Raw genomic sequence first — 14,695 nt, forward strand, 5'->3', positions numbered from 1 at the left:
AGGGGTAAACTTTTATATTGCATTATGTATCGAGACCTAGCAGACCTGTACGCCAGATATGGCTTCAAGAAAATAGTAGATGTAGATGATTACATGATGTTTACTATTAAATCAGGGATGTTCCATGGTACACACATCGTTAAAAAGAAGCCTGAAGCTGTAATCGATCAAGTTAAAAAGGGAATCAGTGAATTAGGGCATGCGTGTGATGTTAAGTATTATACTACAATTAGTGAAGCTCATTCTGAATTATTTAAAGGTAGTTTTGATATTGAGAATACAATTACTGAAAATCGGCGAAAGATAACAGATTTTGTTACTAATCGAACAAAATCATTGGGAACAGACTATGAATATATAAACGTGCCGTATCATAATACGCAATTAAAGCATAATGAAAAATATAATCTTATTTATGAAGTAGAAGAAATCATTAAAAAAGATAAGCCTCAACTGGTAATTTTAGAAGCTGCTGCAGGTTATGGTAAAACATGTACGGCATTTGAAATTCTGAATTCATTGATAAAAACTAATAATGAGAAAATTATTTTGCTAACCGAGTTATCTAAAAATAGGACGGCAACCAAATTTCGTTACATTTTACTTGATATTATAGATGATGAATTACCTAAAACAAATTATGAACTTGTTGTTGAGGAAATAAAGCAAGGAAATATAATCCTTATTATTGATGGGTTTGATGAGCTTTTATCTCGAGGCAGGACGCTTAAAAAGCAAGATGAATCGAATGATGATGATGAATATTTTGAGGACGTTAAAGGTTTACTCGAATCAATTGCGCTATTATTAGAAAATAAAGCGAAGATAATAATAACGACAAGAAAATCAGCAATGTTTCTTGATGGGGAGTTTTATAGTTGGGTTGAAAGGTATGAAAATACTTTTGATCTAGTGCAATTTACTCTTCAATCACCCGATATGAAGATTTGGCTTGGGAGTGAGAAAAATAACATCTTGGAATCTGAAAATTCTGAAACGACTTTATTTAGCAGTCCTGTATTGCTTGCTTTTCTTCGATCATTATCTATTGAAGAGTTTAGAAACCTAATTCAGTCGCCGCATAAAATTATAGATGACTATCTCCGAAGAATTATGAATAGAGAAATGTCAAGGCAAAACTTGACATTAAATCCAGAGGAGCAATTTAGGATACTACAAAATCTTGCTTTGTCTTTCAATGAATTCAATCAATCGGCATTTGATAGGATAGATATTATAGACTTTATTAAGGGTTATAATTCTGAGTTATTGAGGAATTGTATTGAAAGATATACCACTGACATACCAAGTATAGAAGAAATTTGTGATAACCTCTCAAACCATGCTTTACTTGATAGATCTGAGCACAATCTTAAGATTGGATTTATTAATGATTTGATTTATGGAATATGTCTAGGTGAGGGAATTATAAATATTGAAAAAGATAGCGAAAAGTATGTGAGTAACTATTTTTTAAATGTTGGTTCAATTGAAAAAACCCTGGCCGCTTTTAAATTGTTTGATGAAGTAAAAAGAGAGCGATTGCGTAGTAAAATAATTGATATTTATGACTTATTAGATGCAGATTTGAAAATACTCTTTGAAGCTAGTCTATCAAGGGTTGTTGCTGATGAATATGAGGATGTATCTTTTGAACAAATTAAGCTCAACAATACTTTAATTGACTCTAGTATAAATAGATCAACGTTTGTCAATTGTCATTTTAACTCTTGCATAATTAATAATGACAAAATGTGCGAAGTGTCTTTTATAAATTGTAAATTCAATCACTCAAGTTTTGTAAATTACTCGGTATTTGCTGACATCTTGTTCTTTGATTGTGAGTTTATTAATAGCGAGGAGATAGAGAATTATGCGGCTAGTTACTTTACATCAATTGACGAGCAACCTATAAATATTGAATTGGAATCACCTTACAGAAAAAAGATATTAAAACGTTTGTGGCCGCTTGGCAAACTCTCACCGTATCCATACAGACCAATTAATGCTATAATGTTAGGATTTGCTGATAACGAAAAGGATCTTGTTTATTCGGAATTGTTGAATTTGGCAAAGTCAGGTATTATAGAAGAAATTAATACTGATCTGTATAAGATTAGTAGAAACCATCTTAGTATTGTAAAATCCATCCTTGGGAAATGAGTTCTGTTTTAATGCCGATCGTCACTTTAATTGAAGGAAAACTTCAATCTCGTGGGATATTGTATAGAATATTTCATCGAGTCAAAGGTAAAAAATCGATAGAAGATAAAATAGAAAAGAAAAATTATTCATTACACAATAAGTTGGTTACCGATTATTATGGAATACGTATTATTTGCTATTTCAATGATGATGTTAGGATCGTTCGTGAAATGATTGAATCTATGTTTAATATTTTAGAGTCAACAATTGATGATTATAATTCAGCTACATTTCAGCCTCAGCGTCTTAATTTAGTTTGTTGTATTGATAATGTTGATCATTTTAAATCAGAAGTATTTGGCAGGCTTAATTCAAAAACATTAGCACAATTTATACAACCATCTTTTGAAGTGCAAATTAGGACAACATTGTCCGAAGGCTGGCATGAAATTGAACACGACCTTAGATACAAGGTTCCTTCGCACTGGGATAACCTTAATGAAGCATCTAGAATGTTGAACGGTATTCTTGCCTCGTTAGAGGTGGCTGACATGACTTTGATTAGTTTATTTGAATCAATTAGTCATACGTCTTATAAAAATAAGAAATGGCCTGCTATGATGTTATTTAAGTTTAGAATAAGGCTTCTTGACTCTAATATATCTAGTGAAATAATTAGTGTGTTAGACCAAAGGCCTGAATTTTCAAAATCTATAATTAAACTCGATAGAGGTGATGTTTTGAAGTCACTTGAATTTTTTAAACATCCTTTAACTATCAATAATTTATTCTATCATATTAATCATACATTTATACATGATGATTTGATAAAAAAAATCACTCCTAGCTATTTTTTTTTGGTTGGACAAGATAACAAGTAATAGTTCATTGGCTTGTAGCCACTAATCATAACGGACTTATTCCCCTTCCCCCGTTCGCTGGCGTACACCGCTGTCCGCTTCCGCACAGGGGCAACTGCCTCCACGCGCCCGCCAGGCCTGTTTTTCGCCTTTGGCATTCCCCTTGTGCAGGCGTCTGCTCTCACACTCCCTGTCTTACCTTATGGTGCGCAACCTTTTCTTCCTCGCCGGGCGGCTCTACGCCGTCCAAAGGTAGATTTCTCGCTGCGCTGGTGCTTGCTCGAAATGACGTGAAAGGACAAGCCTCCCCTCTCTCACTCCTGCACGCGCCATTGCTGGGCGCACTCGGGGAAAGGGTCGCCGAAGCCGATGAGGGCGGCTTTCTCCAGCGACGGCGGCGGGCAGGCGTCAAGCCCCTGGCCGTCGGCGCGAAGCAGCAGGTATTTCAAGCGCGTCAGGCGGGGCAGCCAGCCAAACCCGTCGCCCTCCATCATGTGGATTGACAGCTGCTCCAGCTGCACCAGATCACCCAGCCACGCCGGAAAGTCATCGCCTCGCTGCCAGCCGATGGACAGGCTGCGCAGGGCCTTCAGATTCAGGGGCAGGCGCTCCCAGTCTCCTCCCTTGCGGCAGTCCAGTACGCCCACTGACAGCGTTTCCAGCAGCGGGAAGCGGCCGAAGTCGGCAGGGGGCTGCACGCCGCTGAGGTCGAGCCAGCGCAGGGTGGGGGGCAGCAGGGGCCACAGTCCGGCTACCGACAGCGGCGCGTCGTCGCTGCACACCAGCCGCAGAGAATCAAGGGTTTGCAGCTGCACCTCCCAGTCGGCCGGGCGCACATCCAGCTTCAGGCTCAGGTAGCCGAGCCGCACGTTGGGTGCGCGCAGACTCAGGCGGCGGAGGGCGGTGCCGGCGGGGTAGAGCTCCAGGCGTTTCAGGGCAGGCATGTGGCCCACGAGTTGGCCCAGCGCCAGGCTGGGAGGTACGGCTGTGGGCGCCAGCAGCACGATGAAAGTCTGTATCTGGGGCAGCGCGACGGGCTGCTGTGCCAGCGGCAGCTCGCTGTTGATATGCAGAAGGCGGCAATGCTGGAGGCCCCGGTGCAGGGGGCGCAGGTCCAGTGAATCGGTGGGGGCGGCACCATCGGCGGCTTCTACGCGGAGGTAGCATTCGGTGCGGTCGGGGGCGGAGGTCAGCACGGAGTCGGCCTGGCGCAGCTGTTCGCGCCAGTTGCCCGCGGTGTACGACAGCGTCAGCTCGATCTTCCGGTAGCGGTCGGGATAGGGGTCGGCGCCGTCCAGTTCGTCATGGCCCTCGGTCACCTGATGGTGGTAGAGGTAGAATTTGCGGGTCTGGGCTGCGAGCAGTGCGGGCAACAGCAGCAGGGTCAGGAACAGGAGGCGCATGCCCTGAAGCTAGGCAAAGACCGGCAGGGGGGTGGTGCCGTGCAGACCGGGGCGGGCAAATTACCGCAGGCGGGGTAGCAGCCGCCAGAAGGCGCTTCAACAAAAAGCCCACGGGAAACCCCGCGGGCATGTATAGGAACAGAGGTGTTCAAACCCCTGCAAGGAAAATCCCCGACGGAATCGGGGAGTGCAAACATAACCAGAACCACCGACACAGGTGCCGGAATGGGCTACGGGCTGGCGGTGGATGTTGAGTGCTGCCCAAACGCCGCACGCCCTGCGGTGCGGCAGGGCGTGCTACTTACAGGGCAGGGAAAGTGATGGGTCAGTTGAGGCGGCGGGTGCCGTTGGTGTTTACCACGTAGCGGAAGGTGTAGTAGCGCGCGGCATCGGCGGCGGTGGGGGTGGCAGGCGCGTTCTGGTAGTAGCTGGTGATGCTCACTTTGGCGTAGCCACTGCCGTCGCCCAGCTTCACGACGATGGTGCGGCCGGGGGTCGGGTTGATGGTGGTGGTAGTGGGGTTGTAGGTGTACCAGCCATTGCCGCTGCCGGTGGGGATGGCGTAGTTGTTGGTGGCGACGTCGGAGCGGAGCTCGGCATCGGCGGGGGCCTCGGTTACGGCCTCAAACGCCTGTGTCACCACGAGGGCACGTCCGCTGCCGGGGCCGCTGATGCCACTGTTCACGCGGATGGTGGTTGACTTGAAGGCGAGGTCCCATTTGTTGGAGTTGGAGTCGCTCTGGGGCAGGAGCTGGCCCGTGCGCAGGCTGAAGTAGCGCCAGGGTTCGTAGCCGGTTGCGGGTGAGCCGGGTGCACCAGGATCGGCGGGCGCGTGGAGGTTGGTGTAGGTTTTCACTTCCAGTGCGGGGGTGGGGGTGTCGTCGCTGCTGTTGTTGCAGCCAAGAACCAGGCCAGCCGAAACCAGCAGCAGAAGCGCAGTGCGAATGGGAGAAAACATGTCTGTTGGGGTTTGAAAAGGGTGTTTGGGAATGTGTCAGGGGTTGAGGCGGGGCAGTTGCACCTGCACCGTGAGGTACCACAGCCTGCCGGGGAGGGCGGGCATGTTGGTGGGGTCGGTGTAGCCGAGGGCGTTGTCGAGTCCGGCCAGCAGGGTGAGCCAGCGGCCGAAGGTGTGGCCCACGTTGGCATCGAGGGTAGCATAGCCGGGGGCCAGCTGGTCGTAGTCGTCGAGGATGGCGTTGCCGTTGGTATCGCCCAGACCAAAGCTGCTGCGGTATATGCCCCGCAGGGTGCCCTGCCACCGCTGATTGGGGCTGTTGTAGGTGAGGCGCAGGTTGGCGGTATGGCTGCTGCGGTTTGCCAGGCCGCGGTATTCGCTGGCCTTGAGGGGCACATCGACGCCCTGGCTGTTGCGGCGGTAATACTGGCGGTTGGCAATGCCTTCCAGTACGGCTTCATCGCCCGTCTGCAAAAACTGATATCCGGCTTTGAGCGTCAGGCCCTTGAGGGGTGTCTGCCAGGCGGCGTCCACCTCGGTGCCCCAGGTGAAGATGCGGCTGAGGTTGCGGTAGCTGAATACGCTCTGCTCGTTGGTCTGGCGGGCAATGGCGTACGTCTCGATGAGGTTCTGGATGCGGTTGTAGAAGAGGTTGGCTGACAGGCGAAGGGTAGGGGTAGGCTGTAGGGTGGCCCCCAGATTGAAGGCCCACGACGACTCGGGGCGCAGGGGCTGGCCCAATGTGGTGGTGTCGACAAAATAGCCTGAGATACGGCCTGCGGCGGCAAGGGCGCGGAGGCGTTCTGCGGCCTGTGCGGTGCCAAAAACGGCGTAGCCAACAGCGCTGTTGCTGAAGTTGAGGTAGAGCTGGCGGAAGTCGGGTGCCTTGAAACCCGCGCTGACAGAAGCCGTGAGGCGCAGGGCTTTGGCGGCCTGCCAGTTAAGGCCCAGTTTGGGGCTCAGCTGATGCTGGTAGGCGCTGGGTGCGTCGAAGCGGAGCCCGGCCAGCAGCCCCAGCCGCTTGACCAGCTGCCAGTCGGCCTGGGCGTAGAGATAGGCGGTGTGCTGGCGCTGGCGGGTGTCATAGCGGGTAGCCTCTATGGCCTCGAAGTTGGTGCCTGCGCCAAGGGTAAGCGCCAGGTTGGGCCGGGCCTGCCAGTCGGCCTGCATCTCGGGGCGCTGAAAGGTCTGGGTAAAGTAGGTGTCGTCGTAGAGCGTACCCGAGGGGGCATAGCGCAGCACTTCGTTGGTCTGGTAGCCAGTAGCGTAGTAGCTGGCGCGGAGTTTCCACTGTGTGCCCGTCCAGGTGAGCGCCGGGCGTACGTTCCATTCCTTCACCTCGCCAGTGCCCTGCACCAGTGAGCCGTCGGCCAGGCCCAAGGCGCTCTGCTGGGTCTCGGTGTAGCCGCGCAGACTGACCTCGGCCTGGAGCCGGTCGCTGAGCCAGTGGCCCACCTTAAGCCCGGCTGTGTAGTGGGTGGAAGGGGAGACCGTAGCGCCGGGCGCCTGTGGGTTGAAGTCGTATCCGGCTGTTGAGTAGCGGTTTACTGTGGCCTGTGCCCAGGTACGGGTGCCACGCAGACCGACGTCCAGTCCGGTGTCCCAGGTGTGGTTGCTGCCCAGGCGGTTGCGAAAGAAGATGCTGCGCCCACTTGAGGGTTTTCGTGTGATGATATTGACCACGCCGCCGAGGGCTTCGGAGCCATAGAGACTGCTGGCCGGTCCTTTGAGAATCTCGATGCGCTCGACGTTCTGGACGGTGAGGCGGCTGAGGTCGAGGGTACCAGCGGTGCGGCCCACCAGGGGTTCGCCGTCGATGAGGATGAGGATGTAGTCGTCGTCTATGCCCTGCAGCTGCAGACCAGTGCCGTGGTCGTGTACGAGGACGACGCCCGTCTGCTGGGCCAGCACTTCGTCCAGACGCATGGCGCCCTGCTGGCGTATCTCCTGCGCGGTAATGACGGTAACGGGCGTGGGCAGCTGGTCCAGCCGGCGTTCGGTGCGGGTGGCGGTAACGACCAGCTCTTCCAGTAGCAGGGCTTGTGTCGAGTCGGGCGGCGCTTGCTGCTGAGCCCAGCCCCCGTAGGGGCCAAGCAGCGCAGCTATTAAAGCTGGACTAATTCTAAACAATGTAACAAACGTTCTCATTGTCTGGGGGTTCAGGATGGGAGAACGAGGGGGAAAATCAGGCAGGAACGGAGTCGGACGGCAGCTCAGCAAGCAGGGCGCGCCAGTCTTCGCGTTCGGGCAGGCCGGGCTTGCGCAGGCCAAAGAACTGCACGATGAGTTCGCCAACGCCATCGAAGCATTCGATGCTGGTGACGACACCGTCGCGGGTGGGTTTCTGGACTATCCAGGCGGTAGCGAGGCTGTCGGTGCGGAGGTGCATGTTGAAGTGGGGGTCCAGGACGTTGAGCCAGGGGCCCATGGTCTTGATATGGCGCACTTCCTCCTGATGGATCTGGATGTTGCCCTTGTTGCCTGCAAAGATCATGATGGGAAGGCGGGGCTCGGCGGCCACACGCAGCAGCACGTCTTCCAGCGCAGCAATGGCAATGCGACGGGTGAAGGTGCCTTCGGCCAGGCGAATGGCATCGAGGCGGTCGGCCTTGTGTTTGCGCAGCATTCCAAAGTAGTCGTGGGTGTCCTGCAGGGCGGCCCATTCGGCGAGGAAGGCGGTGCGGTCTATCTCGGCCAGAGGTACGATTTTGAGGGCGGGGACGGGTTGCAGGGCCAGTTCGGCGGTCTGTTCAGGTGCGCGGAAGCGGGCCACGAGTGCGGCATAGGCTTCGGGGTTGCCGTCGTGCTGGAGGTATACCTTCAGAATGGCTGTGCCGCTGATGTCAAACACCTGAATGCTGTGCATGGGCTTGCCGTTCTGGCCTACTGATTCAACCGCGAAAGCGAAGCCCCAGTGTTTGAAGAACACGCGCAGTTCGATGGGCCCGATGACGGTGGCCATGTCGCCGTGGGGGGCGCGGGTGATTTCCACACTGTCGAAGGTGCCTTTGTGCTCGAGGACACAGCCGTCGTTGCGGGTGAGGCACATGACGCGGCCCAGGGTGGTGAAGGCTTCGAGGAGGTCGGGCCAGCTGGGGGGTGCCAGGCGTACCACTTTGCCTTCGGCCATCTGGGTGGCGAGGAGCTCGGCCTCGGAGACACCCAGCTCAATGGCGGCTTCGCGTATGCGCATGCTGGGCGAGGCCTCGCGGAGGGCTTTCCAGCGTTCAGCGAGGGGGGCGTTGGGGTCGGGCAGAAAGGTGCTGTTCATAAGGAACGGGATTAGCAAGGCGTGGATAGGGAATGGGAGACAGAATGGGTGTTAGGCTGGCTGTGGTGGCAGTGGCCTACACAGGGAATGACAAGCGGGCGGCCACTGAGGGGGTGGGGCTGCACCAGCACGCTTTGGCCGAAGACCTGCTCTACGGTGCTTCGGGTAAGGGTTTGGTGCACCTCGCCGCAGCTGTGGCATATGCCGCCCTTGAGGAAGACAATGTGGTCGAAATAGGCGGCAGCGAGGTTGAGGTCATGCACCACAGCCACCAGGCCAGTGTTGGGTCCCAGGGCGGATTTGGCTGTGAGCAGGGCCTGATGCTGCTGCAGGAGGTCGAGGCTGGCGGTGGGCTCGTCGAGGAGAAGGTAGCGGTTGGCATCGGGCGTGGGCTGCCATAGCTGGGCAAGGACACGGCCCAGCTGCACGCGCTGCTGTTCGCCGCCGGAAAGTTGCTGATAGGGCCTACGAGCCAGCGGATGCAGGTTCAGCACTTCCAGTGCGGCTTCCACCGCCTGGCGGTTTTCAGTGCGGCTGGTACCCAGGGCTACGCGGCCCATGCCGATGACTTCTTCCACGGAATAGGGGAAGGGCTGAAGCACCTGCTGACTGAGCACGGCGCGGCGGCGGGCCAGTTCGGCTGGGGTGTAGGTGGCAAGTGGCTTGCCGTCCAGCAGTACGGCCCCGGTGGTGGCAGGCATGGCGCCAGCCAGCAAACGCAGCAGCGTGGATTTGCCCGCGCCGTTGGGCCCTACAATCGCCGTGCTTTCACCAGGGCGAATCTGGACCGACAGGCGCTGCAAGAGGGTGCGGCTGGCAGTGGCAAAAGAGAGGTGTTGGGCTTCCAGCATGTGTGTCAGGCGAAACGGGTGCGGCGGAACTCGCGGGTGACAATCCAAAGCAGGGTAGGGGCACCGATGAGGGCAGTAAGCAAACCGACGGGCAGCTCGGCCGGGGCCACGAGGGTGCGGGCCAGGCTGTCGGCCAGCACCAGCAGGGCGGCCCCAGAGAGCGCCGTGAGGGGCAGCACGCGCTGCTGATTGGCCCCCACCAGCAGGCGCACCATGTGCGGCACCGCTAGGCCAACGAACGCGATGAGACCGCTGAAAGCCACCGAGGTGCCTACGGCCAAGGCAATCAGCACGATAACCTGTGTACGTACCCTGCTGACCGACAGACCCATATAGGCGGCTTCCTGTTCGCCCAGGCTCAGCAGGTCCAGCTTGGGGGCCATGCGTACCAAGAGCGCCAGGGCGACGGCTAGCAGGGGGGCTGCAACCGCAAGCGTAAGCCACGTGGCACCGCCAAAGCCGCCCATCCGCCAGAAGGTGAACGTGCGCAGGGAGGCGTCGTCGGAGAAGAAGACAAGGATGCCGATGAGGGCTTCGGTGCAGGCGGTGATGCCAAGCCCGGCCAGCACCAGAAACACGCCGTTGATCTGCCCCATCCAGCGGGCCAGCAGAAACAGCAGCACGGTCATGAGCAGGCTGCCCACGAACGCCGACACCGGCAGCAGAAACGCGCCCAGTACCGTTGCCACCGAAGCCCCTGCCACTAGCGCCAGCAGTGTGAAGAGCGCCGCTCCACTGGATACGCCGAGGAGTCCGGGTTCGGCCAGCGGATTGCGAAGGAGGCCCTGCATGGCGGTTCCGGCCATGGCCAGGGCAGCGCCTGTCAGGCTGGCCAGCAGGAAGCGCGGCATGCGAATGTCCCAGAAGATGACCGCTTTGGTGGGTGCCAGGTCTGGGGTGTCGAAGCCCAGGCCGTGTAGCAGCGCCTGTCCGCAGTCGGCGAGGGAAAGGCCCCCGGCTCCGAGTGTGAGGGAGAGCAGCGCTGCCACCGCCCACAGCAGCAGCAGGCCGTGCACAGGCTTCAATTGGAAGCGGACCGTGGGCAACATGGCGTGTTTGGTGGCGGTGGGCATGGCTGGATGTGCAGGAGCGGGGGCGGGTGTGGCGCTTATTGGGCGTCGGGATGGGTGGCGCGTGCCAGCTCGAGGGCAGCCTGGGGCGCCCGGGGACCAAAGCCGAGAAGGTAGAGGTCATCGTAAGCCAGAACCCGGCCCTCGCGGTAGGCGCGGCACTGCGCAATGCCGGGGAATGCCTTCAGGCCTTCCATGCCACCGATGCTCTCAAGGCCGTTAAGAGTGAGAATGAGGAAGTCGGGGTCGGCTTGAAGGACGGCCTCGGGTGTGAGGGGCTTGTAACCGCCGAAGGGCACAGCGTTGCGGATGCCAGCAGCTTCCAGCATGGCGGCACCACTTGTGCCACTGCCTGCCACCTGCACCGTACCAGCGCCACGGGCGTAGATGAACAGGGCTTTGGGCTGTTGGGGATGGGCGGTGAGGAAGTCGGTGAGTTGCTGGCGCTGGTTGTCGTAAACAGCCAGCAGGCTGTCGCGCTGGGCTGGCCGATTGAGCAGGGTACCGATACGGACGATGAGTGCGCGGGTGCTGTCGAGGTGGCGGGGGTTTGCAAACGGGTGGTAAGCGAGCCCGGCTTTCTGAAGCTGGGCCACGGCCTCGGGCGGGCCAGCTTCGGTGGAGGCAAGTACCACTGTGGGGGTAAGCCCAAGTACGCCTTCGGGATTGAGGCTGCGGTAGAAGCCTACTTTGGGCACGTTGGCGGTAGCCTGCGGGAAGGTGGCGGAAGCGTCGAGCCCAACAACCTGACTGCCAGCATCGAGGGCGTAGACGGTTTCGGTGAGGGCGCCACCGAGGACGACGAGTCGGGCTTGCTGGGGTTGCCGCGGGGCTTGGGTGCAGGCGGTTGCCGCGAGAAGGAGGCAGATGGGAAGTGTGCGGAGTGCGAACATGCCGCAAACTTACACTATCTGGACTAAATCCAAATAAGTATAGAAAATTTTAAGGAGGGTAGAACCCGCCACAGGCTCTGCGGTGGGGTTTACAGCGGGCGGCGCAGTTCCAGATTCCTGGTGAAGACGCGGTGGCCGACCTGTCGCGGGCGTTCAACCGCCTGCTGGGGCGGCTAGACGTGGTGTTTGAGTTGCAACGGTCGTTCATTGCAAACGCCAGCCACGAACTGCGCACGCCACTGCGGTGATAGTGGGCGAGTTGCACCAGTTGTGGCAGTTGAGCCGCCTGGCTACAGGTTTTCTGCGAAGGCCACAGGTAGTCCCGATAACCGGGGTGTTCCAATTTCTCAGGAAGGCTCCGCCGACCTTCGAAATGACGTACTGGGCGGGGTGTCGGCCAGTCCTGTTCCCCTACTCAGTCTCCGCCTTTTTCGCCTTGCGGCGGCGCTGGAGTTCGAAAGCGAGTAAGACCGTCAGCAGCAGGGGCAGGAGCGTAAGCCAGTCGCGGATCAGCGTCTGTTTGATGGCGGGGTAGAGCGTCGCAAAAGGCAGCCGAAGGGCATGTAGGCGAAACGCCTCACCTGGTCGGCATCGTCTCGCTGGCTGAAAGGCGCTTCAACAAAAAGCCCACGGGAAACCCCGCGGGCATGTATGGGAACAGAGGTGTTCAAACCCCTGCAAGGAAAATCCCCGACGGAATCGGGGAGTGCAAACATAGCCAGAACCTCCGACACGGGTGCCGGAATGGGCAACGAACAGGCAGCCGGAAGGCTGCGGGCCTAGCTGGCCAACAGATTGCGGCGCTGCTGGCGGTACGCCGGAATGACAAGATCGCCGCGGCGGATTGCCTCTGCGTCCTTCTCGATCAGCGTAATCAATTGCTGCAGGTCCACATTCAGGAAGTTCGACAGGCGTTCCAGCTCGAAGCGGGTGAACGTCGTCGGGTTGCGCTGACGCGTAATCCAGGTGTGGCGGCTGATGTTCAGCAACTGCTCGAACACGGCCGACTTGAGGCCGCGGTTGCGGATAAACTGTGCAAATACTCCACGTTCGCTCATGGTGTCAAAGCTAGGGCAACTTGGCCCGCACCGCGCCGCCGGAAGCGCTACCATACCACGGGCTAGCCCTCAATTCTGAAACAGGCACTTGAAGTAATATGTCGTAAAGTATTGTAATACAATGTGTTAAACCGTTTTGTCTAGCTTTAGACGTGCGGGAGCCGCACTACCGCCATTTTTTGCACCCGCCAGAAACTTACCTGTCGTAGCAATGTGAATTGCTGTGGTTTCTTTCCACGCATCCAACCGCCCTGCCACAGCTGAAAACCCTGTTTCACGATGCCGTCAGCTAATCAGCCACCCACAATCACACCATTTCCTGACGCGCCTCATGTTTTCACAGCCCCGCCAGCCAAACCTTGCAATCGTCATCGGCCACTCCTCCAACTGCCGCTGTTATGTCTGAAAATCAACCTACTGCGCTGCCAGAACTCCTGGCCCGCTACGACCGCCCCACGCCGCGCTACACCAGCTACCCGCCAGTGCCCTACTGGACGCGCGCCCAGTTTCCGCCCGCCGACTGGCTGCCCCATGTGCAGAACGTCTTCCGGCAGACGCCTGACCCTGCCCTCGCCCTCTACGTGCATCTGCCTTACTGCGAGGCCCTGTGCACCTACTGCGGCTGCAACAAGCGCATCACCGTCAACCACGCCGTTGAAGGCCCCTATGTAGACGCCGTGCTGAAAGAATGGGCCCTGTACCGGGCGCAGTTTCCGGCCCAGCCCCGCCTGTACGAACTGCACCTGGGCGGCGGTACCCCCACCTTCTTTTCCCCCGGCCATCTGTATCGGCTGATAGCAGGACTGTTGGAAAACCTGCCGGTGGCCGACGCACCTGCCTTCAGTTTTGAGGCCCACCCGAGTTCCACTACGAAAGCCCACCTGGAGACGCTCTACAGCCTAGGATTCCGGCGCCTGAGCCTGGGAGTACAGGACTTCGATCCGATGGTGCAGTTCATCATCAACCGGCCCCAGACCGTGGAGCAGACGTGGGACGTAGTACGCAACGCCCGCGCTGTCGGCTACACCTCCGTCAACATCGACCTTATCTACGGCCTGCCCCGTCAGACCGAGCAGAGCGTGGCCGACACCTTCCGGCATGTGCTGGAGATGCGGCCCGATCGCATTGCCTTCTACAGCTATGCCCACGTGCCGTGGAAGAGTCCCGGCCAGCGCCGGTACACCGAGGCCGACCTGCCCAGTGCCGCGCTGAAACACCGTCTGCAACAGATGGGCCGCGACCGCCTGCTCGAAGCCGGTTACATCGAGATCGGCATGGACCATTTTGCCCTGCCCGACGACGAGCTGACACTGGCCCAGGCCAACGGAACTCTGCACCGGAACTTCATGGGCTACACCCCCACGCGCACACCCCTGCTCATCGGGTTGGGGGCTAGCAGCATTTCCGACACCGGCACTGCCCTGATGCAGAACCTCAAGGATGTAGAGCCCTATCTGGAGGCTGTGAACGCTGGGGTGATACCTGCGGAAAGAGGCCATGAGCGTACTTCCGAGGAGTTGCATACCGAGTCTCATATTCTGGACCTCATGTGCCGCTTTGCCAGTCGGTATTCCGGTGGTGTTTCCGATGAACTCCGACAGCGACTGCAACCACTGGCCGCCGATGGCCTGTGCAGCATTTCCGACGACACCGTTACCGTCACACCGCTGGGTCGTACGTTCCTGCGTAACCTTGCCGCCGCGCTCGACCCCCGCTACACACCACCCGCCGACGCACCGGTGTTCAGCCGCTCCATCTAGTGGCAAGTTGGTTGCTGGCAAATCGGTAAGCTGCACAGGCAGGCAGGTACGTACGGGCTACACCTTTGCCCCTTCGCACTTGTGCACGTGCAGTCTGTGGCCCAGCTTGCGGCATGGTCAAACGATTACCCGTGCCGCCAGAGACGCAGCGCCGCCTGCTGCGTCTGCTGGAATACCAGGTGGAGTGTATGGAGCACCATGTGGCAACCGGCAGCACCGAGGGCCTGCCCAAGCAGCTCATAGACGGTCTGAAGAACATGGCCACCATCCACCATATCTATGGTTCCAACTTTACGGCGGGGGCGGCGTCCGAGCTGCTGCGTCAGTTTACCGGCTACGTCAGCGCCGAGCATCCCGATCTCTCCGCCGCGTGCGTAGAGGCCGTGCAGAGCTTCACTGAGGCCCAGATGGCCGCCGAGCAGTAGG

General features: G+C 56.8%; 12 protein-coding genes. 4 read left to right on the top strand and 8 right to left on the bottom strand.

Annotation, left to right across the window (positions count from 1 at the left end):
• Window positions 1-24 precede the first annotated feature (24 nt).
• Both AC2D8O_RS13260 and AC2D8O_RS13265 read left to right on the top strand, forming a co-directional pair.
• Window positions 25-2,163: a hypothetical protein gene (locus AC2D8O_RS13260; RefSeq protein ID WP_484679324.1), complete on the top strand. Its 2,139-nt coding sequence runs from the start codon at window positions 25-27 to the stop codon at window positions 2,161-2,163.
• Complete coding sequence (locus AC2D8O_RS13265) at window positions 2,160-3,026, top strand: hypothetical protein (RefSeq protein WP_484679325.1); 867 nt, start codon at window positions 2,160-2,162, stop codon at window positions 3,024-3,026. The genes AC2D8O_RS13260 and AC2D8O_RS13265 overlap by 4 nt, the downstream gene beginning before the upstream one ends.
• Window positions 3,027-3,319: 293 nt before the next feature.
• On the opposite strand, the gene AC2D8O_RS13270 is transcribed toward AC2D8O_RS13265, so the two are convergent.
• The 8 genes from AC2D8O_RS13270 to AC2D8O_RS13305 form a co-directional block, all read right to left on the bottom strand.
• Window positions 3,320-4,408 (bottom strand): hypothetical protein, encoded by a 1,089-nt coding sequence (locus AC2D8O_RS13270; RefSeq protein ID WP_484679326.1) that lies wholly within the window; start codon window positions 4,406-4,408, stop codon window positions 3,320-3,322.
• Between the two features lie 325 nt (window positions 4,409-4,733).
• A complete protein-coding gene (locus AC2D8O_RS13275; RefSeq protein WP_484679327.1) occupies window positions 4,734-5,366 on the bottom strand; it encodes an HmuY family protein in 633 nt (210 codons plus the stop codon).
• 36 nt (window positions 5,367-5,402) lie between these two features.
• Window positions 5,403-7,514, bottom strand: a complete 2,112-nt coding sequence (locus tag AC2D8O_RS13280) for a TonB-dependent receptor plug domain-containing protein (RefSeq protein ID WP_484679328.1) — start codon at window positions 7,512-7,514, stop codon at window positions 5,403-5,405.
• A gap of 37 nt (window positions 7,515-7,551) precedes the next feature.
• Window positions 7,552-8,637 (bottom strand): hemin-degrading factor, encoded by a 1,086-nt coding sequence (locus tag AC2D8O_RS13285; protein ID WP_484679329.1) that lies wholly within the window; start codon window positions 8,635-8,637, stop codon window positions 7,552-7,554.
• Between the two features lie 11 nt (window positions 8,638-8,648).
• Window positions 8,649-9,488 carry a heme ABC transporter ATP-binding protein gene (locus AC2D8O_RS13290; RefSeq protein WP_484679330.1) on the bottom strand — a complete coding sequence of 280 codons (840 nt, stop codon included), beginning with the start codon at window positions 9,486-9,488 and terminating at the stop codon, window positions 8,649-8,651.
• A gap of 5 nt (window positions 9,489-9,493) precedes the next feature.
• Complete coding sequence (locus AC2D8O_RS13295) at window positions 9,494-10,561, bottom strand: FecCD family ABC transporter permease (protein ID WP_484679331.1); 1,068 nt, start codon at window positions 10,559-10,561, stop codon at window positions 9,494-9,496.
• A gap of 35 nt (window positions 10,562-10,596) precedes the next feature.
• Window positions 10,597-11,451, bottom strand: coding sequence for a heme/hemin ABC transporter substrate-binding protein (locus AC2D8O_RS13300; protein ID WP_484679332.1), 855 nt, complete (start codon window positions 11,449-11,451; stop codon window positions 10,597-10,599).
• A gap of 779 nt (window positions 11,452-12,230) precedes the next feature.
• On the bottom strand, window positions 12,231-12,509 hold the full coding sequence (locus AC2D8O_RS13305) for a hypothetical protein (protein ID WP_484679333.1): 279 nt from the start codon (window positions 12,507-12,509) through the stop codon (window positions 12,231-12,233).
• A 398-nt stretch (window positions 12,510-12,907) separates the two neighbouring features.
• Between AC2D8O_RS13305 and hemN the strand changes: the two genes are divergently transcribed.
• Complete coding sequence (gene hemN / locus AC2D8O_RS13310) at window positions 12,908-14,269, top strand: oxygen-independent coproporphyrinogen III oxidase (RefSeq protein WP_484679334.1); 1,362 nt, start codon at window positions 12,908-12,910, stop codon at window positions 14,267-14,269.
• A gap of 113 nt (window positions 14,270-14,382) precedes the next feature.
• Window positions 14,383-14,694, top strand: coding sequence for a hypothetical protein (locus tag AC2D8O_RS13315; RefSeq protein WP_484679335.1), 312 nt, complete (start codon window positions 14,383-14,385; stop codon window positions 14,692-14,694).
• The last annotated feature ends 1 nt before the right edge of the window (window position 14,695 follow it).

Source organism: Pontibacter sp. T17 (genome assembly GCF_057219875.1).

Excerpts from the sequence above, each read along its gene's own strand:
- AC2D8O_RS13260 (WP_484679324.1), top strand. The coding sequence starts at position 25 with ATGTATCGAGACCTAGCAGACCTGTACGCCAGATATGGCTTCAAGAAA.
- AC2D8O_RS13265 (WP_484679325.1), top strand. The coding sequence starts at position 2,160 with ATGAGTTCTGTTTTAATGCCGATCGTCACTTTAATTGAAGGAAAACTT.
- AC2D8O_RS13270 (WP_484679326.1), bottom strand. The coding sequence starts at position 4,408 with ATGCGCCTCCTGTTCCTGACCCTGCTGCTGTTGCCCGCACTGCTCGCA.
- AC2D8O_RS13275 (WP_484679327.1), bottom strand. The coding sequence starts at position 5,366 with ATGTTTTCTCCCATTCGCACTGCGCTTCTGCTGCTGGTTTCGGCTGGC.
- AC2D8O_RS13280 (WP_484679328.1), bottom strand. The coding sequence starts at position 7,514 with ATGAGAACGTTTGTTACATTGTTTAGAATTAGTCCAGCTTTAATAGCT.
- AC2D8O_RS13285 (WP_484679329.1), bottom strand. The coding sequence starts at position 8,637 with ATGAACAGCACCTTTCTGCCCGACCCCAACGCCCCCCTCGCTGAACGC.
- AC2D8O_RS13290 (WP_484679330.1), bottom strand. The coding sequence starts at position 9,488 with ATGCTGGAAGCCCAACACCTCTCTTTTGCCACTGCCAGCCGCACCCTC.
- AC2D8O_RS13295 (WP_484679331.1), bottom strand. The coding sequence starts at position 10,561 with ATGCCCACCGCCACCAAACACGCCATGTTGCCCACGGTCCGCTTCCAA.
- AC2D8O_RS13300 (WP_484679332.1), bottom strand. The coding sequence starts at position 11,451 with ATGTTCGCACTCCGCACACTTCCCATCTGCCTCCTTCTCGCGGCAACC.
- AC2D8O_RS13305 (WP_484679333.1), bottom strand. The coding sequence starts at position 12,509 with ATGAGCGAACGTGGAGTATTTGCACAGTTTATCCGCAACCGCGGCCTC.
- hemN (WP_484679334.1), top strand. The coding sequence starts at position 12,908 with ATGTCTGAAAATCAACCTACTGCGCTGCCAGAACTCCTGGCCCGCTAC.
- AC2D8O_RS13315 (WP_484679335.1), top strand. The coding sequence starts at position 14,383 with ATGGTCAAACGATTACCCGTGCCGCCAGAGACGCAGCGCCGCCTGCTG.